Genomic DNA, 19,476 nt, shown 5'->3' on the forward strand with positions numbered 1-19,476 from the left:
AACGAAACTCCAAGGGAATAAGATTAGAAAATTCTCTCGGCACGCACATCGCACGATCAATTGGGAGATACAGGTAAGCAAACCGGCATCTCGTTGTAAGAATTCGCATCAACGTACTATGTGCGGAAGGATGCTGGCGCAGAGATTGAGCTGGCATCGGCCCTTGGAGGTCAAGGGCGAAGACTGGGAGTCAGTTGTTCTGATCGACGGTTAGCTGGTGACTGGCCAGAACTCCGCGTTGTCAGAGAAAGCCACCTGGAAGCTGCTCAGCCGCATCTTCATTCGAACTTCGTGTCGTCTTGCACAGCAATGATAGCCTTCATCGGGAAATGATCAGACCCGACAGGATCCAATCGACTGAATGAGATAAGGTCCAGTCCCTCGGTCAGGTAGAGCTGATCAATGGGAAAACGCATCCACCAGGACGTTGCATCGAAGCTGGGGATCATGCCGCGACCGACACGCGGGTCACGGAACTCTCCATATTCCTTGAACCGCTCGGAAGTCCGCGACCAAGCAACATCGTTGAAATCCCCCATCGCCACAACCGGCAACACTTCGCGGTCCGCCAGAAGCGCTGCACGCTTGATCTGCTCATCCCGTTCGTCAGTGTCCTGTCCAGGAACCGGCGGACGTGGATGCAAACCTACAAAGAAGAAGTTTCCAGTCGGTCCTTCGAGATCAGCAAGAATACTGGGGGTTTCGTCATCGCTCAGGAAGACAACGTCTGCGTCAACTACAGGAAGGTTTGTCGCAAAAACGACACCGTAGTGATTTTCAAGCGGATAGGTGATTACCGTTTCGAAACGTGCCAACACCGGTTTCAACGCTTCAACCCATGTTTCATCAGTTTCCATTAGAAACAGGACGTCAGGGACCTCGCGCTCGACCATCTCAATAACGCTTGAGTAGTCAGTGTTCTGCATGAGGACGTTGACCGAAATGATCGAAATCTGCTCCTCTTCCGGAGCATTGTCCGTGATGGCAATCTCTTGAGTTGCCCACATGGTGTACGGAAAAATCCGGAGTGACTGATATGCAAACGCTGCAGCCAAGAGGGCGATACCAAAGACGATACTTCTGCTGCAAAACAGGAGCCCAAGGGCGGCGGTTGCAAGGGCTACCAATGCGATGTGCAAGCGCGGAAAATCCCAACCTCTGATCCACCATTCCTGGTTTCCGGACAACGGAAGAAGCGTCGTTGCAACGACCAAACCGGTGAGAACCCAGAAGAGTACGCGCGGAAGAAATTTGCTCATTTCTTGGTTTGCCTTGTCTTCGTCGCCTGCAGCAACGTTGTCGCGGTTAATGCAACGCCCAAACGCCAGTATTGTTACCTTGTAGTATTCGAAACTGGTGAACGCCTCAGGCGTTCCATATTCACGACGAAGTATACCGCTGTATGCTGAAATCCAACTAGACTTCTTTACAGATCAACTCTTGCCCTTGCTGTGAACCCAGTTTCGCGAAGCTAAGCAACAAGCGAGGATAGTCACATGCCTGTACCTGCCTGCGGTTTGTTGAGGTCGCATGCCAATTCGCAAAACATTGGAACTAAAGAAGTGCTGCCGAGTTAATTGGCTAGAGTGCAAGCAATCGCAGCAAAAGGCATCTTGTCATGGAATACGGCATCTTCGGCCTTCTGGTCCTCGTCGCAGACGTCTACGCAATCATCAACATTATTTCGAGCCGCGCTTCGGTTGGTGCCAAGGTTCTTTGGACACTTCTCGTGCTCGTTCTGCCGGTCGTTGGTTTTATCATCTGGTTCTTTGCAGGACCCCGAGGGAACGCCGCAACGGCGTAACGCGGCATCGATCACCGCAACGCGGGATGGCACCAGCCACCCGTCAACACTCAACATGAAAAAGGAATATCATCATGAATTGGGATCAAGTCGAAGGTAAGTGGAAAGAAATGGTCGGCTCTGTCAAAGCAAAATGGGGCGATTTGACCGACGACGAAGTCGCCGAAGTGGACGGCAACCGTGAGGCACTGGAGGGCAAAATTCAGGCCAAGTACGGTAAGTCCAAGGAAGAAGCCAAGAAAGAAGTTGATGAGTTTATAGACGGGCTTTGATTGCATGAGCCGCCCGGTGGGGCGGCTCATTACATCTTAATCGCCACGTTGGTTTGAATTTCGTAGGGAGGGGATACAGTGAACCGTATCATTTACATTATTGGTCTAGTTGTTGTTGTTCTGTTCATCTTGGGCTTTTTAGGCCTTCGGTAAGATTTAAGGTGACTGCAACCGGGTGTCTCTTGCCGGAGCGAACCTTAGGGTAATCACTGGATAGGGACGTCGTGGTATGCTTCGCACGCGGAGAGCCATGACGTACCATCGAGCGGTTCCACAAAATCCAAGTCAGGGCGTCAATTGGACGAGCAAAAGATAACAAACCGGCTGCTTGCGGCCATTCTATTACTCATGATTTTTGCGACAGTCTTTTTTGCCAAGGACGTCGTTCTGCCCGTCGTGATAGGGATTTTGCTGTCTCTGACACTTGGGCCCGTTGTGCGTAAGTTTCGGCGGCTAGGCGTGCCCGCCGTGATTTCTTCCGCGATCCTAATTCTTGGCTTCTGCGGAATTATTGGCACCGGTGTCGGCCTACTTGGAGGATCTGTATCAAGTTGGTTCGATGATATTCCGCGGATCGAGGCGGAGGTTCGCCAGAAACTACGCGGGCTAACAGACTCTGTCGAAGCGGTGCAGGAAGCCGCTGAACAAGTTGAGGAAATCGCCAGCGGTGAAGCAGACAGTGTTCAGACTGTCGTTGTGCAACAACCTGGGTTGATCACCGCCGCTGTCAGTAATCTGGCCAGTTTTGTGACGTCTCTCACAGTAGGATTGATTCTTGCACTTTTCTTGCTGTCGTCTGGCAACCTGTTCTACGAAAAAATCATCGAATCCTTTCCAAATCTCAGTGGCAAGAAGGCCGCCCTTACAGCGGTCTATGAGATCGAGCGCAGTATCTCTCATTACCTCCTTGCGATAACACTAATAAATGCAGCGCTGGGCCTTGCTGTTGGGCTCGCGATGTTTGCCATCGGTGTGCCCTATGCCTTTGTGTGGGGTGTGGCTGCGTTCTTCTTGAACTACTTGCCGTTTGTCGGTGGCGTTGTCGGCACACTTGGCGTGGCTGGGTTTTCGATCGTCAGCTTTGACAGTATCACTTATGCAGTCTTAGCACCTATAACCTACCTCCTCTTGACCTCTATTGAGGCTCAGTTTGTGACGCCATACCTGCTGGGCAAACGTCTACAACTCAACACCGTTGCGGTGTTCATAACCGTCATATTTTGGGGTTGGCTATGGGGCATTCCGGGCGCGCTCATGGCTGTGCCCATTCTGGTGCTGGTGAAGGTCATTTGTGACCATGTCTCGTCTCTAAGTACATTTGGAAATTTTCTGGGTGCACGCGTCACGCAAAACTCATTGCAGGACTGATGCTTCAGATGACATGTGCGGTCAATTTTCTGATCCAGTCTCGCGCATGGCCATGCATTTCTCCTTATTCACGCGCTCGGACCGGCCGGGTGAGCCAATGCTTTCGATTTTTTTGTCAGGATCAGACGCTGATTTCTCCTGTTTCAGGCGACTTCGGATTGCGGAAGCCCATCGCAACCCATGCGCCAAAAAGTTTTGCAAAGAAGCCAAGGCTCTGTTTCTTGGAATTGGGAATGTCGCCCGGTAAATGCGCTCCTTCGGGCAGGTCCGACGCCATGGTCCGCATTTCCGGTGGCGGTATCGCGCCCTCTGGCCAAAGCGTGCCGTACAGGCTCAGCCAATGGCCGTGTTTGAATTCCAGATAGACCGGCGTATTGCAGCAGGTGGCGATCACCCGCTCGGACGATGACTCCGGCGCCAACCGAAACGAGGCAAGGTTTTCGATCCCAGACACGAACTGCACCCGGTCCTTGCGATACATCACATAAGGCGTGGCGTCATAGTCGGTTAGGATCGGCGGTGCACCATCGAGATTCTGCATTCGTACAGCCGCTTCGCGACACGAAGAACAGCAGCATTCGACGCTCGCGATATGCTTGCCGTGCACCTCAAGGCGGGTTTGTCCGCAGGAACATGCGATTTCGGTGCTCTCACTCATGTGCTGGCTCCTTAGCGGCTTTTTCTAGTGCCGCGATGTCGATCTTTCCCATCTGCATCATGGTTTCGCTTACCCGGCCCACTACGGCAGGATCATCGCTGGCAAGAAGGTCCGGCATCCGCTTCGGCACGACCTGCCATGAGACGCCAAAACGATCCACGACCCAACCGCAGCGCCCCGGCTCACCGCCATTGGCGATCAGCGCATTCCAGAGCCGGTCGGTTTCCTCCTGATCCTCGGTGAGGATGCTGATCGACGCGGCGGGCGTCAGCTCAAACCCTAGCCCTGCTGTCAGGATCATCATCGGCGCACCGGCCAAGGTGAACTCAACAATCATCGGATCGTCGGGCTGACCGTTCTCGCGCACCGCCTCGATCCGGCTGTCGGGCACCAGGGCAACGTATTCCTTTGCGGCCTCATGGCCCTTTTTCTCGAACCAAAAGCAGGTTCGGACTTTTGCGGCGTGTTCCATCTTGTGTTTCTCCCTTGTTGAGCCTTTCGGCTTGCCGTCTCGTCCTGCCGAGCCTGAGGTGTTCAGCCGCGCTTGCCTTCGGTGTGGGCCCTGAAGCTGTCCAGAATCGCCTGCCATCCGCCGCGCTGCATCTCGGCCGGGTTTTGCGTCTCGGGGTCGAACGTGGTCGCTACGTGGGTTTTTCCGTCCCGGTCCGTGAAGGTCGTATGTACCTTGCGGCCGTCATCGAGAACGAACGTGATCGACTCCTGCGGTTCGATTGCTTCGAAGGTGCCGCCAAAGTCGAAGCCCATGCTGCCATCCTTGGCTTCCATGCGTGCGGTCTGCCTGCCGCCGACCCGCAGGTCGACATCGGCGCGCGGGCAGCACCAGTCATCGCTCGCGAAATTCCATTGCGTGATATCTGCCGGGGTCGTGTAGGCGCTCCAGACCTTTTCCACGGGAGCGTTGATCGTCGTCTCGACGGTAATCTTCTGGCTGGTCATGATTTTTGTTCCTTTCGGTTGGATTGAAGAGTTTCGCGTGGATTCGGTCCGAGGCCGAACAGGCCCCGCACGTAGCGGATCAGGTGATCGACGCTCTCACGCGCGAGATCTGGATCGCCGGTAGCTTTCGCCAGAATGAAACCGCCCTGAAGAACCGCCTGGGTGTGGCGGGCGAGGCTTTCGGCGGTCCAATCGGCATCGATGCCGCGTTGCGTACGGGCCGCTTCGATATCCGCTTCAAGCGTCGCGGCATGTCCGAAAATACTTGCGGCGCAGGCATCACGGATCGCTGGGGTGCTTTCATGGACCTCCTGCGTCATTGTGCCGACGAGGCAGGTATATTCAAAGGTTTCGCCGTCGATGATCGCCCGGCGAAAATCGAGATAGGCCAGAACACGGTCCAGCGGATCGTCGTGTTTGTGATAGGGCGCACTGGCAAACAGGGCACTGGTCGTTTCGGCCCAGTGGTTCGCCGCCGCTACGCCAAGCGCGTCTTTCGTCTTGAAGTGATGGAAAAACGCGCCCTTCGTCACCCCTGCCGATTGGCACAGGTCATCAACCGAAGTCGCAGCGAAGCCCTTCTGACGGATAACATCACGGGCAGCTTCAAGAAGCCTTGTCCGCGCATCGCCGCGTTCTGGAGATTGTTTGGTAGGTCTAGGCATAAGTATATACATACAATACGGTCGGTATGTAGTAAAGCAGAAGTTGGCGAGACGCTATTTTTTCACCCTTATCAGCCGTTTTCGATCGACGCAGTGAAAGCGGCCATAAGCGTTGCTTCAGCGCGATCGCGCATTGCCCCGTATTGCTGCCCGCGGCATCCGAAAATGCGGCACTCCGCTCATTATTCCTCCCGCGTGACAGGTCCGCCTTGGTCTTCCCAAGTGGAAAAACCTTCGCGCAGGTGAGCGGCTTTGAAGCCCATTTCTTGCAGCGTTGCGACTGTCAGTGCCGAGCGCCAGCCAGAGGCGCAGTGAAAGACATATGTCTTGCCGGGCGTACTGAAGATCGGCTTGTGGTAGGGGCTATCGGGATCGACCCAGAATTCGATCATGCCGCGTGGCGCATGAAAGCTGCCGGGAATGAAGCCGCTGCGCTGGCGTTCGCGCACATCGCGGATATCGATGATCACAAGATCGGGGTCATTCAGCCTCGCAATCAGGTCGGGCGTTTCGATTTCGTTGATGCGGCCCCGCGCGGCAGCCAACATTTCGGCGGACGACAGTTTCAATCGGATCATGGGATTGCTCCTTGTTGCGCCGAAGTGGATCACGAACCGCTGATGCGATACAAGGCTAGCAATGTCGGGGAAACCAATGGCAGTCCCTAGGGGAATCGAACCCCTCTTTCCAGGTTGAAAACCTGGCGTCCTAACCGATAGACGAAGGGACCGCACTTGGTGGGCCGTATTTAGGGAAACGCCTGCATAAGGGCAAGAGGTTTTTTTCACCTTTCTTGCGGAATGTTACGCCGCCGGTGCCGCGTCTTCCAAACGCAGTTGCGGGCTTTGTCTTCCCTGCCAGACGTTCACTTCCAGCCGTCCAGCAAGATGGAATCGCGCGCCGCCATGTTGCGTCAGCATCGGCCCCAGCGGCCCATCCATTGCCCCGAACGAGATGGCGTCGATCCGCGCGCCCAGCCCGTCACCAAAGGACACCTTAAGGTGGTTCGCGCCAACCTGTTTGGCAAAGAGAATCTGGCAATCTGGAAAGACGAAACGCGGGGCAGGGGCACCGGCCCCGAACGGGCCCGCCTGTTCGATTTGTTCAATCAGTTCGACCGTTGCCGCGCCCGGCATCAACACCGCGTCCAGCCGCAGATCGGCAGGACCGATCCGGTCCGCACCCTGCTTGGCCAGCAGCTCTCCGATCCGCGCCATGGCGACGTCGAGCTTGTCGCGCGCGACGGTCAGACCTGCGGCCATCTTGTGTCCGCCGCCTTTCAGCAAAAGGCCCTCACTTGCGACCCGTTGGATGACTGCCCCAAGATCGATTCCATTGACAGAACGGCCCGACCCTTTGCCTTCGTCCCCGTCCAAACCGATCACGATTGCCGGACGGTTGGTCGTCTCTTTCAGGCGCGATGCGACAATGCCGACAACGCCGGGATGCCAGCCTTCGCCGGCGGCCCAGACCAGCGGGGTGTCAAGCCCGCGGTCTTCGGCTTGGGCGAGCGCGAGATCGCGCACCTCTGCTTCGACTGTACGGCGTTCGGTATTCAACTCATCAAGTTTCGCCGCGATGGATTCGGCTTCGCGCGGGTCGTTCGTTGCCAGAAGCCGCGCCCCAAGGTTCGCCTTGCCGATCCGCCCGCCCGCATTGACCCGCGGCCCCAGCAGAAAACCAAGGTGGTAAGATGTCGGTTTCGTATCAAGTCCCGCCACATCAGCCAGCGCGACGAGCCCTGCGCGCTGCCTGCGGCCCATGACCGTCAGCCCCTGACGCACCAGCGCGCGATTTACACCGATCAGCGGAGCAACATCGGCGACTGTCGCCAGCGCGACAAGATCAAGAAGACCCATCAGATCAGGGCCGTTCTGGTCTGAGGCCTTCAACTGCCGGTTTGCTTCGACCAGCATCAGAAAAACCACGCCTGCGGCGCAAAGATGTGCCAGATCGCCGTTTTCGTCCTGCCGGTTCGGGTTCACGACCGCCAGCGCATCCGGCAGCGTTTCGCCGCCAAGATGATGGTCGAGCACCACGACATCAGCCGCCTTGGCAGCCGCGATGGGGCCATGCGACAGGGTTCCGCAATCGACGCAGATAATCAGGTCATGAGTTTCAGCCAGTTGCGCCATTGCTTCGTCGTTCGGGCCGTAGCCTTCGTCAATCCGGTCAGGGACATACAGCGTGGCCTGCTGGCCAAGATCGCGCAGCCATGCAATCAGCAAGGCCGCCGAGGCCCCGCCGTCCACATCATAATCGGCGAAGATCGCAATCCGTTCGCGCTGTTTGACTGCCTTCAGGACCCGTGCTGCTGCGGTGTCCATGTCACGCAGGCTTCGCGGATCGGGCAGCAGATCACGCAATGTCGGGGCAAGGAATGCGGCGGATGCATCAGGGGAAACCCCACGGCGTACCAGTATCCGGCAGAGGGCAGGGGCCAGATCAGTGGCTTGCGCCATTGCTTCGGCCAGCCTGTCTTCTTCTGCGGTGGGGCCGACCCAGCGCCGTCCGGTCGCCGACGCTGTTACCCCCAAAAACGCGCGATCTTGTGTCCCATCCATAGACAGGCACAATATAGAAAGGGCGCAGCCAGGACCACGCCCAAATCTGTCTGCGAAAAAGAATTCGGATCAGGCCGTCGGGTTGCGGTACTGCATCCGGCGCACCGAGCCTGTCTTGGAACGCATGAGCACGGTTTCGGCAGTCACAAAACCGACCTCGCGTTTGATTCCTGGCAGCAATGAACCGTCAGTCACACCTGTTGCGGCAAAAATTACGTCGCTCGTGACCATGTCATCGCGTGTATAAACACGGTCGAAGTTCGTGATTCCCGCTTTGGTCGCACGTCCGCGTTCATCATCGTTGCGAAACAAGAGCCGCCCGTAGATCTGACCGCCCATGCACTTTAGCGCGGCAGCGGCCAGCACACCTTCGGGGGCACCGCCTTCACCCATATACATATCGATTCCGGTCTTGGCGGATTCCGCGCAATGCATGACGCCTGCGACATCGCCGTCGGTGATCAGCCGGATCGCAGCACCTGTGCTGCGAATTTCTGCGATGATGGCTTCGTGTCGCGGGCGTTCCAGCACGCAGACCGTGATATTGTTTGTTGAACACCCTTTCGCCGCCGCAAGCGCGGAAACACGTTCTGACGGCGACATGTCCAGCGTGACAACACCGCTGCGATAACCGGGGCCGATGGCCAGCTTGTCCATGTAAACGTCCGGTGCATGCAACATCGAGCCGCGCGGCCCCATCGCAATCACGGCGAGCGCGTTGGGCATATCTTTTGCCGTCAGTGTAGTGCCTTCAAGGGGGTCAAGTGCGATATCCACACCCGGGCCAGTGCCGCTGCCAACTTCTTCACCGATGTATAGCATCGGGGCTTCGTCCCGTTCGCCTTCGCCGATGACAACGACACCCGAAATATCGAGCTTGTTCAGCTGCGTGCGCATCGCATCGACCGCCGCCTGATCTGCTGCCTTTTCGTCGCCGCGCCCGATCAGTGGCGCACAGGCGATGGCCGCCGCTTCTGAAACGCGGGCAAGGCCAAGGGACAGGTTCCGATCATTGAAATCGACAGGTGACGCCATGAGCTTTTCCTTTGGTAACTGTTCAGACTGGCCTAGCTCTGCGGGCGAAGCAACACAACCGTGGTGGCGCTAACGCCAGGCGGAAAAGGCGCTCTGTGCTGCTAAAAGCCTATACAGCTTCGATCCGGATGGCGACGGGCGTGCCGGTCATGACGTTCGTTGTTTCGAACTGGGCCAGTGCCTCGTCAAGTGCTGTGCGGGTGGTCTTGTGCGTCACGATCAGAACAGGTGCCGCGGTGTCCGCGTGTTCGTACTGCCGCATCCGGTCGATCGAGATTCCTGCATCGCCAAGGATCGCTGCGATCTTGGACAGCGCCCCCGGTTTGTCGAGCAGGCGCATCCGCAAATAATAGGGCGCTGGCACTGCAGCGCGCGCCGCGCGGGCCTTGCGTAACGTCTTGGCAGGCTGGCCAAAGGTCGACAGCCGAAACCCGCGTGCGATGTCCATCACGTCGCCCATGACCGCACTGGCTGTCGGGCCTTCGCCCGCGCCGGGGCCCCGCAGAACGATCTGGCCGACGGCGTCTGCTTCGAGAACGACCATGTTCGTGCCGCCCTGCAACTGACCCAACGGAGAGCTGTTGGGCACCAGACACGGCGACATGCGCTGTTCAAGGCCACGCCCGGTCATCTGTGCGACGCCCAGCAGCTTGATCTTGTAGCCCATGTCGGCGGCTTGACGGATGTCATCAATCGTGACCGACCCGATACCTTCAAGTTCGACCGCGTCAAAATCCACCTGTGTGCCAAAGGCGATGCTGGAGAGCAGGGCAAGCTTGTGCGCCGCGTCGATGCCGCCGACGTCCAGTTCGGGATCAGCTTCGAGATAGCCTAGCTGGTTGGCTTCGTCGAACACCGCATCGTAGGACAATCCGGCGTCTTCCATGCGGGTCAAGATGTAGTTGCAGCTGCCGTTCATCACACCCATGACGCGCTTGATCTCATTGCCAGCGAGCCCTTCGGTCAGGGCCTTTACGACGGGGATGCCACCAGCGACAGCGGCTTCAAAGCGGATCACATGCCCCTTTTCTTCTGCGGCTTCGGCAAGCGCTTGACCGTGGATCGCTAACAACGCCTTGTTCGCGGTTACAACGTCCTTGCCCGCCGCGATGGCCGCTTCGAGCGAGTCTTTTGCCGCGCCTTCGTGTCCGCCCATCAGTTCAATGTAGACGTCCACATCATCGCGCTTGGCCAGCGCAACTGGATCGTCTTCCCAGGCGTAGTCGCTCAGGTCCACATCGCGGTTTTTGCTTTTGGAGCGGGCAGAAACCGCGCTGATCACAATGGGCCGTCCGGCGCGCTGTTCAAGCAAGGCTGCGTGGGTCTGCACGATCTTGACGACTCCAACCCCAACAGTGCCCAAACCAGCAATTCCAAGGCGCAGGGGAGTTGTCATGTGGGCGATCCGATCCGTTTCGAAGTATGTGTTGGGGCGTGTTAGCGAAAACCGAAGGTCAGGGCAACGCAGAGGTGTCGACACCGCGTTGCATCCTGTTGCGTAGAGCAGGTTCGATGATCGCGCCGCGCAACCTGTCTGCGCGGGCGGACAGATTGGCGCGGCGCCCGTCAATTTCCGTCGCAACCGAATTGGTTGCCGTGCCGGATGCGTTGGCCTGCGCGATCAACGGTGCGATATTCGTCAGTGTCGGATAGGGGGCGGCGCGCGCGGCATCGTCGATCCGTTCGTCCAGCGCCGGAAATTCGGCACAGGCGCAAAGCCCGATAAGCAATGACAGAACGACGGTACGCATGCGCGAATTTGCCCAATGTTTTCGCGCGGACCATATGGCGCAATTCAGGACGAGCGCAAGCTAGGGCTTTTCAAATGAACAGGTGTTCAGTTAAATGCGGTCATGGCGCGCAAGCAAGGTTCACATTCAGACATTACTGGTCCAAAGGTCCGCGACGCTGCATTGCGCCTGATTGCACGCCACGGCTGCGCGGCTGTGTCCATGCGCCAGATCGCGGCCGAGGTCGGCGTACAGGCTGGCGCACTTTATAATTATACCCCAGACAAGCAGAGCTTGCTGTTCGATCTGATGTGCACGCATATGGATGAATTGCTGGCAGCATTGGCAGATGCACCGATTTACGGCACGGCCATGGCGCGGCTTGAAGCCTTCACCCGCTTTCACATCCGGTTTCACTTGCCACGCCGCGATCAGGTATTCGTATCCTACATGGAACTGCGCAATCTCACGCCCGAAAATTTCGCAAAGGTCGAAGCCTTAAGACGTCAATACGAAGATGCGCTGGAGACCATCCTGAAGGACGGCGAAGCGGAAGGCGTGTTTGCGTTGCCAGACACGCGCGTCAGCACACTTGCCCTTATCGCGCTGCTGACAGGCATCACCAACTGGTATCGTGCGAACGGTCGGCTTAGCATCGCCGAGGTCGAGGAAATTTACTGGAGCCTCGTCCGCAAGGCCGTGGTCGCAGCCTAAGCCGCGCCACGACATTTATCTGGCGGATCAGTGCGCTGGTTTGATAAACGTTCCGTTGTTCAATTCGCGGATCGCGGTGCGCAATTCGTCTTGCGTGTTCATCACGATAGGACCATGCCATGCGACCGGCTCTTCCAGTGGTGCGCCGGAAATCAGCAGAAAACGGATACCTTCTTCGCCCGCTTGCACGGTCACCTCGTCACCGGTGCCGAACCGGATCAGCGTGCGATCGCCCGACATGTCGCGGATGTTGACCTCTTGGCCCATGACTTCCTTTTCCAGCAGAACGCCGGTTGGGGATGATGCGTCGCGGAAACTGCCCGAGCCTGCAAAGACATAGGCAAAGGCGCGGCGGTAAGTATCGACCTTGAACGTCTTGCGCACGCCAGCGGGGACAGAGATATCCAGATACTGCGGGTCGGCAGCAATACCGTCCACCGGGCCTTTCTTGCCCCAAAAATCCCCGACGATCACGCGCACCGATGTGCCGTCATCGTCGACGACGGTGGGAATATCCTTGCCTGCCACGTCCTGATAACGCGGGGCTGTCATTTTCATGGATCCGGGCAGGTTCGCCCAAAGCTGGAAGCCGTGCATCTGGCCCTTGTCGTTCCCGCGTGGCATTTCCTGATGCAAAATGCCGGACCCGGCCGTCATCCATTGCACATCACCTGCATTCAAATCGCCCGTATTGCCAAGGCTGTCGGCGTGGCTGACCGTTCCATCAAGCACGTATGTGATCGTTTCGATCCCCCGATGTGGATGCCAGGGAAAGCCGGCGGCATAGTCTTCGGGGCGCTCGTTGCGGAAATCATCGAACAACAGAAAAGGGTCCAACTCGCTTGGGTCATGGAAACCAAACGCGCGGTGCAGCTTGACGCCAGCCCCTTCGATCGCCGGTTGGGCGGGACGCTGTTCAAGAACTGGACGGATGGACATGGCATTCTCCTCAAGGCGGTGTTGCGTCTGAGGTAAGCTGCCTGATGTGCTACGACAATGGGACGACCTGTGCGACATCGCACGCAATTGGTGCATCGTGTCGGTTTTGGATCAGACGCCGTTGATCTGCTACAGAAGACTGCCCTGAAAACGGGAGTTACGGGATGAAGACAGGATTTATCGGCTTGGGAAATGTCGGCGCAAAGCTGGCCGGAAGTTTGCTGCGCAACGGTCATGATCTTTGGGTCCATGATCTGAGTGGGGACGCCATCGCGGCTTTTGTTGCCAAGGGCGCACATAAGGGCGAAAATCCTGCGCAATTGATGCGCGATTGCGATGTCGTCGTGACCTGCCTGCCATCGCCCGCGGCCTGCGACGCTGTCGTCAGCGCCATGATCCCCGAGGTCGGCCCGGGCAAGATCTGGATGGAAATGTCTACAACGGACGCGTCCGAAGTTGCGCGACTGGCCGATCTCGTCACCGCGCGTGGTGGCGCTGCGGTAGAGTGTCCCGTGTCAGGCGGCTGCCATCGCGCGGCGACAGGCAACATCAGTATCTTTGCAGGCTGCGATCGTGCCACGTTTGACCGCGTGTTGCCCTTGCTAACCACACTTGGCCGCCGTGTCCTGCACACTGGTCCGATCGGCACAGCAAGCAAGTTGAAAGTGATGACAAACTATCTGGCCACCGCGAACCTGCTGACCCTTTGCGAGGCATTGGTGACGATGAAGGCGGCGGGGCTGGATCTTGCGACAACCTATGAGGCAATCAAGATCAGCTCGGGCAACAGTTTCGTGCATGAAACCGAAAGCCAGATGATCCTGAACGGCTGTCGCGACATCAATTTTACGATGGATCTGGTGAAAAAGGATATCGGCCTGTTCGACGATATCGCGCGCTCGCATGGTGTGCCCTTGGAGATCAGCCCCCTCATGGTCGATATTTTCAACGACGGCATTGCCCGTTATGGGCCGCGTGCACAGTCCGATGACATTATCCGTCGGCTGGAAGAGGCGACGGGACTAGATATCACAGCCCCCGGCTTTCCAGACGAAATGGTCGATGACGAACCCGAAGAGCAGGGATACGAGGTCGTCCCGCCGCGCTGAGACTTTTCAAAGCCGCGTGACTGGGTTAGTGCCGGTCAAGTGTCGAAGGGGGCGGTCATGTTTCAGCCAGACGAAGACGGTATCTTTGCAAAAATCACGGTATCGGGAGCCCGGTTCCAGTTCGCGTTTCTGGTGCAGATCGCGCTTGGCCTTCTGCTGATCTACATGGCATTCATCAGCCCGGCAGGGATCTTCGGAAAAGCGATCATTGTCGTGTTTGGCATCGCGATGTTGGTGCAGGCCAACCGCCTGCGCGCGAATGCGAAACGTGAAATCTGGCTCACCGATGAAGGGATTGTGACCAACGATGGAACAGTGCTTGCCGCAATGGACCAAATCGTCAGTGTCAGCCGCGGTTCATTCGCTTTGAAACCGTCGAATGGATTTTCAGTCACCCTGCGCGAGAAGCACAGTTTTCTCTGGGTGCCTGGGCTGTGGTGGCGGTTCGGCACACGCGTAGGGATCGGTGGGATTACGTCGGCCGGCGCGGCCAAATTCATGGCCGAGCAATTGTCACTTCGGGTGGCGCAGGAAAGCTGATTAGCAGCTCAGACCCGTATCGCCGCCATCTGCTGGCGTCGTGTCAAAGCAAAGGCGTGCGGTGAAACGCGGGCTGATCACGTTGTAAGTGCTCATCGTGAAATCACCCAGACCAACTGCGTATGGTGCCTCGTATTCTGTCCATGTTTCGACAAGGATTGCCCGTTCGCCGCCGACCATCAGTGGTAGACGTCCGCGCATGGCTTCCAGGTCAGCATGGTTCAGTGCTGTCGTTTGACCGCGCGCTTTACTCCATACGCGACGATAGTCGTCCTGGCCGGCACGATACTTAAAGACAGTGACCCGCAGGTCAGGATCACCATCCTTGAGTGTCAGGAAGCGAAGCAAGCCGTAGGCCCCGTCAATGTAGTCGTCATCGATAGAGTCGGCTTCGCGACTGATCGCGTCTGCTACCGTCAGACCAGCCTTGTAGCTGATCCCTTCGGTCCGGTAGGCGTCGAAGTACGTCAGCGTGGCCAGCATGGCCCAAGCCAACAGTGGGACCATCAGCACGGTTTCAACCGCAACCGATCCGTCTTCGTCACGCTGCCATTTGGCAGCAAAGTTCTTGATGCGTGCGAGGTAGGTCATTTCTGGAATGGCTCCATCACATAGGCCGAGGTTGCAACCAGCGCATATGCACCGCCGCTTTCCTTTGGGATTTCTTTGCCGAGACCGGTGGTCGGGATCATCGGGTCAAACAGGGCGCATGCGCGCAGCACCATCAATTCGTTGTTCAGACCGGTGTTAAAGTTCAACACGGGGTCGCCTTCTTCGGCGCGATCAACGCAAGCCACGTCGGCAGGTGGATCCTGCCAGTTGCGCGGATCGCGTGGCACCATTTCAAGACGCACGTTGGCGGTGCAGTCAGGAATGATCGATGCGATTTCGCAAATGCGCTCGACAAGACGGTCGTGTGACGGGTTCGGGATCTTGCCGATCCGCACTTCGCGTACGGTCGAGTCAAGACCACGTTCCAGCATCACGTGCCGTGTCGAGAGTACGCCGGATTCATAGGCCGATGTGAAGATCAGCATGAAGCCGGGCAGCATCAGGACAAAGTCCAGTGTTGCGCTGCCGGACTCGTCACGCTTGAAGCGACGCAGCCCTTTGGCAAGTTGGTTGAGGATACCGAACATCATAGTGTCAACCTCAAGTCTGTAATCTGACCGGCAATGGCTTCGAAGATTTCTGTCAGTTCATCGCCGGTGGTTTCGAAATAGTGGCCGCTGGAGGACGAGCAGTTGCGCAACTGATTGCGACCGTTGTCCTGCGGTTCATTGGGGTTGTTCGGATCGTCTGCTTCGAAGACGCCGATACCGAAGATGATGATCCCTGCGTCCTTCGCGGCCGTACACATGCTTTGCATCATGATGTCACCGTCCGCGGCGACCTGGATTGTTTCGCGATAGCGGCCGACGACCGAGCTGTTCCATGTCGAAACGTTGCTGAAGAACTGCTGGATGTTCATCGTATTCCAATGCGCGATCTGGCTTGGCGTCTGGTAGTAGTCCTCGTTCAGTCGCAGCACATCAGAGTTCATGCCATCCGTCATCAGCACGAGATACTTGAAAGTATCGTTCGAGCGACGGTTGTCCGGATCAGGATACGGCGCCGGACGGTCCGAGAACGCTGCATCGATCATGCCATTTGGCAGGGCTTCCAGATTGCTCTTGAATGTTGGATCAAGTAGCGTTGTACCCCACTTCACGCCCATGTAGATCGCCGTACCCGAGCGCGGCTGCAGCTGCCCGATGGCACCTTTCAGCTGGTTTGCGTTCTGAGACAGCGGGATGATTTCTTCATAAGCGAAACGTGGGCAGGTCGGAGAGTCCACAGGTCCGGGGTCCGAACCTTGTGGGTTGGTCTGGACGTGCTGGGTCTGCAGCAGTTCGACATTGTTGTTCCATGCTGTGGTCGAATATTCTGAGTTCGGAATATCGACGCAATGCGACCAGCCGTGACGTTCCGGGGCATTCAGCGTGCCGAACAGCTCTTCACCGACGTTCACGTGCCAGGAGTAGGGGATGAGCGACAAGGAAATCTTGTCTTCGTATTCGGGCAGAAGCAGTTCGTCCACGAAAGAGCTTGCTGCCGATCGCAGCGCTTCGATTTTCGTTTCGCCACCGCCACCAGTCAGTTCGCGCATGGAGCCGGAGACGTCGACAACGAGCGAGATCTCGATATCGCCGACACCTTCGATCGCTGTCGATTCAGCGGAAGCGGTCAACTGATCGATGCCGATCAAGCGCAGGAAGAATGTATTCATCGTCAGCTGGCAGTTGGCTGACACGCTGCGATAGTTCAGGGCGGAGTCGTCAACGATCACAGGGCCGTTCAGGCAGTTCCCGGCCTGCGACTTGGTGATGTAGTCCTGCGTAATGACGGCCGGATCAAGTTGCTGGTCAAGATCGGCTGCGGCCAAGACCGCGGAATCAAGTGCGCCCTGCATCATCGCACGCCGCGATTCAAAGCGCATGAAGTCGACCGCCATGCCGCCGATAATCAACATCAACACAAGTATGAAAAGTGTGAAGATCACCATGCTTCCGCTTTCATCGTCGTGAAAGCTTGCAAGGCGGTTGCGCTGTCTTTCAGGTACCAGCTTATACAGACCGTCAAGTGTCTTCTTCATCGTTACAATCCCATTCCCTTGGCGTCACAAGCAGCAAGACGCACTTCGGATAACCATTCTCCACCACTGTTGGTTAAACCATTTCGATGTGTCTGAAATTTGGCAAGATTGTGGAATATCAAACCTGATAATCCGGCGTTTGGCTGACAGTCCGACTACTGTACTGCCACTGTTGTGCGCAGGTGGACAATCAGCAGCTAAAACGGTGGTTGAGTCGTCTAAAGGTGGCCAGCCCCGTTAACTAACCCGAAAACTGGTCGAAATAATGAGATGATTAAGACGAATCGTGTTTAGATTAAATCTTAGGCGATATGGAAAATTCTCCGGAATTGACGGTCGCCCGGACGCCAATAATCAAAGGACATCGCGATATGGCCCCACTGGACACCTCACCGAACGAACCAAGTTTCCGTGAATCCGTCGACATCATGTTCAACCGGGCCGTGGCCCTGATGGATCTTAGTCCCGGACTCGAGCAGAAGATCAGGGTGTGCAATGCGACCTACACGGTCCGTTTCGGCGTGCGTCTGCGGGGGGATATCCACACCTTTGTCGGCTATCGGTCCGTTCATTCCGAACATATGGAACCGGTCAAGGGCGGGATCCGCTATGCCTCGGCCGTCAATCAGGACGAAGTCGAAGCACTTGCCGCGCTGATGACCTACAAATGCGCCTTGGTCGAGGCACCGTTCGGCGGGTCCAAAGGCGGATTGTGCATCGACCCGACCGAATGGGAAGAACATGAACTTGAACTGATTACCCGCCGGTTCGCCTACGAATTGGCCAAGCGCGACCTGATCCACCCCTCGCAGAACGTTCCTGCCCCGGATATGGGCACAGGTGAACGTGAAATGGCGTGGATCGCCGATCAGTATCGCCGCATGAACACGACCGATATCAACGCGGCCGCCTGTGTCACAGGCAAACCGCCGCATGCCGGTGGGATCGCGGGCCGCGTCGAAGCAACCGGTCGTGGCGTGCAGTACGCCTTGCAGGAATTCTTCCGCCATCCGGAAGATGTGAAGATTGCCAAACTCAGCGGATCGCTGAAAGGCAAGCGGGTGATCGTGCAAGGCCTTGGTAACGTGGGATATCACGCGGCAAAGTTTCTGTCCGAAGAAGATGGTGCGCTGATTACCGGGATCATCGAACGCGATGGCGCACTGCATGACGAAGCTGGCATCGATATCGAAGCGGTGCGCGCATGGATCATCAAGCATGGTGGCGTTGCGGGCTATCCGGCCGCCCGCCATCAGGCGGATGGAGCCCAGCTTCTGGAACAGGAGTGCGACATCCTGATCCCTGCAGCACTGGAAGGTGTTATCAACCTGTCCAACGCCGACCGGATCAAGGCCCCGCTGATCATCGAGGCGGCCAACGGTCCTGTTACCGCCGGTGCCGATGAAATTTTGCGCGACAAGGGCTGCGTCATCATCCCCGACATGTATGCCAACGCCGGTGGTGTCACCGTGTCCTATTTCGAATGGGTCAAGAACCTGTCCCACATCCGCTTTGGCCGGATGCAGCGGCGCGCCGAAGAAAGCCGCCACCAGCTTGTCGTTGATGAGCTTGAGCGTCTGTCGTCCGACAAAGGTCTCGGCTGGGAGCTGAGCCCCGGTTTCAAGGAAAAATACCTGCGCGGTGCGGGTGAACTGGAACTCGTGCGCTCTGGCCTCGATGATACGATGCGCAAAGCCTATCAGGATATGCGCGAGGTCTGGCATGCGCGGGACGACGTGAAGGATTTGCGTACAGCGGCCTACCTCGTGTCCATCGGCAAGGTTGCACAAAGCTACCGTGCGAAGGGCCTTTGATCGCCTAGTCCGCTGAAACGGCGACCTGGCGTTCGTGCCAGGCCTGCCAGAGGATTTGCCGCGCCGAAGACAGGAACAGCCCTGCCATCAGTGCGGCAACCACCAGATCCGGCCAGCCGCTTTGCGTCAGCGCCACAAGCCCCGCTGCGCCGATGACCGCGATATTGCCGATCGCATCGTTGCGGCTGCACAGCCAGACAGAGCGCACGTTCGCATCCCCATCCTTGAATTTCATCAGGATCAGAACACTCGCGACATTGGCTGTGAGCGCAAGAAAACCGATGATCGTCATGACGGGCGCGCTGGGCACGCCAAGGATCAACACGTTCCACAGCGTCGTGCCGAACACCCACAGCCCCATTGCAAGCAAGGTAATGCCTTTGAACAGTGCAGCCTCTGCGCGGCGTGCCAGTGGCATCCCGATCACCGCAAGCGACAACCCATAGGTCAGACTGTCGCCGAGAAAGTCCAGGGCATCGGCTTTGAGAGCCTGTGACCCTGCCCATGCGCCACCGCCCATTTCGATGAAGAACATGGCCGCGTTGATCGCGATCACGATCCAAAGCGCGCGCCGATAAGCGGGCGACGTGCCGTCAAAACGAGTGGCGTGATGGTTTTGACATCCGGCGGACATGCGCGAAATCCTTTCGATTCCTACTGGTGCAGAACATC

The 19,476-nt window shown here is 57.4% G+C and carries 21 protein-coding genes, 1 tRNA gene and 1 pseudogene; 7 read left to right on the top strand and 16 right to left on the bottom strand.

Annotated features, from left to right (window positions below; translation table 11 throughout):
* Positions 1 to 278: 278 nt before the first annotated feature.
* Complete coding sequence (locus BMY44_RS02420; protein ID WP_089989837.1) at positions 279 to 1,259, bottom strand: endonuclease/exonuclease/phosphatase family protein; 981 nt, start codon at positions 1,257 to 1,259, stop codon at positions 279 to 281.
* A 359-nt stretch (positions 1,260 to 1,618) separates the two neighbouring features.
* Here BMY44_RS02420 and BMY44_RS02425 point away from each other — a divergent pair, with 359 nt between their 5' ends.
* The 3 genes from BMY44_RS02425 to BMY44_RS02435 all read left to right on the top strand — a co-directional run bounded on the left by BMY44_RS02425 (position 1,619) and on the right by BMY44_RS02435 (position 3,444).
* Complete coding sequence (locus BMY44_RS02425; protein WP_089989842.1) at positions 1,619 to 1,804, top strand: PLDc N-terminal domain-containing protein; 186 nt, start codon at positions 1,619 to 1,621, stop codon at positions 1,802 to 1,804.
* Between the two features lie 74 nt (positions 1,805 to 1,878).
* The gene (locus BMY44_RS02430) at positions 1,879 to 2,076 is read left to right on the top strand and encodes a CsbD family protein (RefSeq protein WP_089989845.1); all 198 of its coding nucleotides are present in this window, start codon (positions 1,879 to 1,881) and stop codon (positions 2,074 to 2,076) included.
* Positions 2,077 to 2,373: 297 nt separating this feature from the next.
* A complete protein-coding gene (locus BMY44_RS02435; RefSeq protein ID WP_242650465.1) occupies positions 2,374 to 3,444 on the top strand; it encodes an AI-2E family transporter in 1,071 nt (356 codons plus the stop codon).
* Between the two features lie 121 nt (positions 3,445 to 3,565).
* Here the strand turns inward: BMY44_RS02435 and BMY44_RS02440 are convergent, their stop codons facing one another.
* From BMY44_RS02440 to BMY44_RS02485, 10 genes are all read right to left on the bottom strand, one after another.
* Positions 3,566 to 4,102, bottom strand: coding sequence for a GFA family protein (locus BMY44_RS02440; protein WP_089989850.1), 537 nt, complete (start codon positions 4,100 to 4,102; stop codon positions 3,566 to 3,568).
* A complete protein-coding gene (locus BMY44_RS02445; protein ID WP_089989853.1) occupies positions 4,095 to 4,574 on the bottom strand; it encodes a VOC family protein in 480 nt (159 codons plus the stop codon). Before BMY44_RS02445 ends, BMY44_RS02440 begins: the two co-directional genes overlap by 8 nt.
* 62 nt (positions 4,575 to 4,636) lie before the next feature.
* Positions 4,637 to 5,059 carry an SRPBCC family protein gene (locus tag BMY44_RS02450; protein WP_089989856.1) on the bottom strand — a complete coding sequence of 141 codons (423 nt, stop codon included), beginning with the start codon at positions 5,057 to 5,059 and terminating at the stop codon, positions 4,637 to 4,639.
* The gene (locus tag BMY44_RS02455) at positions 5,056 to 5,724 is read right to left on the bottom strand and encodes a TetR/AcrR family transcriptional regulator (protein ID WP_089994427.1); all 669 of its coding nucleotides are present in this window, start codon (positions 5,722 to 5,724) and stop codon (positions 5,056 to 5,058) included. The genes BMY44_RS02450 and BMY44_RS02455 overlap by 4 nt, the downstream gene beginning before the upstream one ends.
* Before the next feature lie 182 nt (positions 5,725 to 5,906).
* Positions 5,907 to 6,302 (bottom strand): rhodanese-like domain-containing protein, encoded by a 396-nt coding sequence (locus BMY44_RS02460; RefSeq protein ID WP_207510475.1) that lies wholly within the window; start codon positions 6,300 to 6,302, stop codon positions 5,907 to 5,909.
* Positions 6,303 to 6,379: 77 nt separating this feature from the next.
* Positions 6,380 to 6,454, bottom strand: a tRNA-Glu gene (locus BMY44_RS02465).
* 73 nt (positions 6,455 to 6,527) lie between these two features.
* The gene (gene recJ, locus BMY44_RS02470; RefSeq protein WP_089989858.1) at positions 6,528 to 8,288 is read right to left on the bottom strand and encodes a single-stranded-DNA-specific exonuclease RecJ; all 1,761 of its coding nucleotides are present in this window, start codon (positions 8,286 to 8,288) and stop codon (positions 6,528 to 6,530) included.
* Between the two features lie 69 nt (positions 8,289 to 8,357).
* Positions 8,358 to 9,323, bottom strand: a complete 966-nt coding sequence (gene glpX, locus BMY44_RS02475; protein WP_089989861.1) for a class II fructose-bisphosphatase — start codon at positions 9,321 to 9,323, stop codon at positions 8,358 to 8,360.
* 109 nt (positions 9,324 to 9,432) lie between these two features.
* Entirely contained in the window at positions 9,433 to 10,719 is a 1,287-nt protein-coding gene (locus BMY44_RS02480; RefSeq protein WP_089989862.1) for a homoserine dehydrogenase, read from the bottom strand.
* Positions 10,720 to 10,777: 58 nt separating this feature from the next.
* Positions 10,778 to 11,074, bottom strand: a complete 297-nt coding sequence (locus tag BMY44_RS02485) for a hypothetical protein (RefSeq protein ID WP_089989864.1) — start codon at positions 11,072 to 11,074, stop codon at positions 10,778 to 10,780.
* 102 nt (positions 11,075 to 11,176) lie between these two features.
* Between BMY44_RS02485 and BMY44_RS02490 the strand changes: the two genes are divergently transcribed.
* Positions 11,177 to 11,767 (top strand): TetR/AcrR family transcriptional regulator, encoded by a 591-nt coding sequence (locus BMY44_RS02490; protein WP_089989866.1) that lies wholly within the window; start codon positions 11,177 to 11,179, stop codon positions 11,765 to 11,767.
* A 27-nt stretch (positions 11,768 to 11,794) separates the two neighbouring features.
* On the opposite strand, the gene BMY44_RS02495 is transcribed toward BMY44_RS02490, so the two are convergent.
* On the bottom strand, positions 11,795 to 12,706 hold the full coding sequence (locus BMY44_RS02495; protein ID WP_089989869.1) for a pirin family protein: 912 nt from the start codon (positions 12,704 to 12,706) through the stop codon (positions 11,795 to 11,797).
* Between the two features lie 161 nt (positions 12,707 to 12,867).
* Between BMY44_RS02495 and BMY44_RS02500 the strand changes: the two are divergent.
* Positions 12,868 to 13,815: pseudogene (locus BMY44_RS02500) on the top strand (NAD(P)-dependent oxidoreductase); the annotation flags it as partial.
* Positions 13,816 to 13,872: 57 nt separating this feature from the next.
* Positions 13,873 to 14,355, top strand: coding sequence for a hypothetical protein (locus BMY44_RS02505; protein WP_089989874.1), 483 nt, complete (start codon positions 13,873 to 13,875; stop codon positions 14,353 to 14,355).
* Here the strand turns inward: BMY44_RS02505 and BMY44_RS02510 are convergent, their stop codons facing one another.
* From BMY44_RS02510 to BMY44_RS02520, 3 genes are read right to left on the bottom strand one after another with little or no spacing between them, the layout of a single operon-like run.
* Positions 14,356 to 14,946: a TadE/TadG family type IV pilus assembly protein gene (locus BMY44_RS02510; RefSeq protein ID WP_089989876.1), complete on the bottom strand. Its 591-nt coding sequence runs from the start codon at positions 14,944 to 14,946 to the stop codon at positions 14,356 to 14,358.
* Positions 14,943 to 15,497 carry a TadE/TadG family type IV pilus assembly protein gene (locus tag BMY44_RS02515; protein WP_242650466.1) on the bottom strand — a complete coding sequence of 185 codons (555 nt, stop codon included), beginning with the start codon at positions 15,495 to 15,497 and terminating at the stop codon, positions 14,943 to 14,945. Before BMY44_RS02515 ends, BMY44_RS02510 begins: the two co-directional genes overlap by 4 nt.
* Positions 15,494 to 16,990 (bottom strand): TadE/TadG family type IV pilus assembly protein, encoded by a 1,497-nt coding sequence (locus tag BMY44_RS02520; RefSeq protein WP_089989879.1) that lies wholly within the window; start codon positions 16,988 to 16,990, stop codon positions 15,494 to 15,496. Before BMY44_RS02520 ends, BMY44_RS02515 begins: the two co-directional genes overlap by 4 nt.
* Before the next feature lie 371 nt (positions 16,991 to 17,361).
* Here BMY44_RS02520 and BMY44_RS02525 point away from each other — a divergent pair, with 371 nt between their 5' ends.
* The gene (locus BMY44_RS02525) at positions 17,362 to 18,804 is read left to right on the top strand and encodes a Glu/Leu/Phe/Val family dehydrogenase (protein WP_089994435.1); all 1,443 of its coding nucleotides are present in this window, start codon (positions 17,362 to 17,364) and stop codon (positions 18,802 to 18,804) included.
* Positions 18,805 to 18,808: 4 nt separating this feature from the next.
* Here BMY44_RS02525 and BMY44_RS02530 read toward each other — a convergent pair whose 3' ends face one another.
* Positions 18,809 to 19,438, bottom strand: a complete 630-nt coding sequence (locus tag BMY44_RS02530; protein WP_089989881.1) for a cation efflux transmembrane domain-containing protein — start codon at positions 19,436 to 19,438, stop codon at positions 18,809 to 18,811.
* Between the last annotated feature and the right edge of the window lie 38 nt (positions 19,439 to 19,476).

The organism is Cognatiyoonia koreensis (assembly GCF_900109295.1).
In the GTDB taxonomy this organism is placed as follows: domain Bacteria; phylum Pseudomonadota; class Alphaproteobacteria; order Rhodobacterales; family Rhodobacteraceae; genus Cognatiyoonia; species Cognatiyoonia koreensis.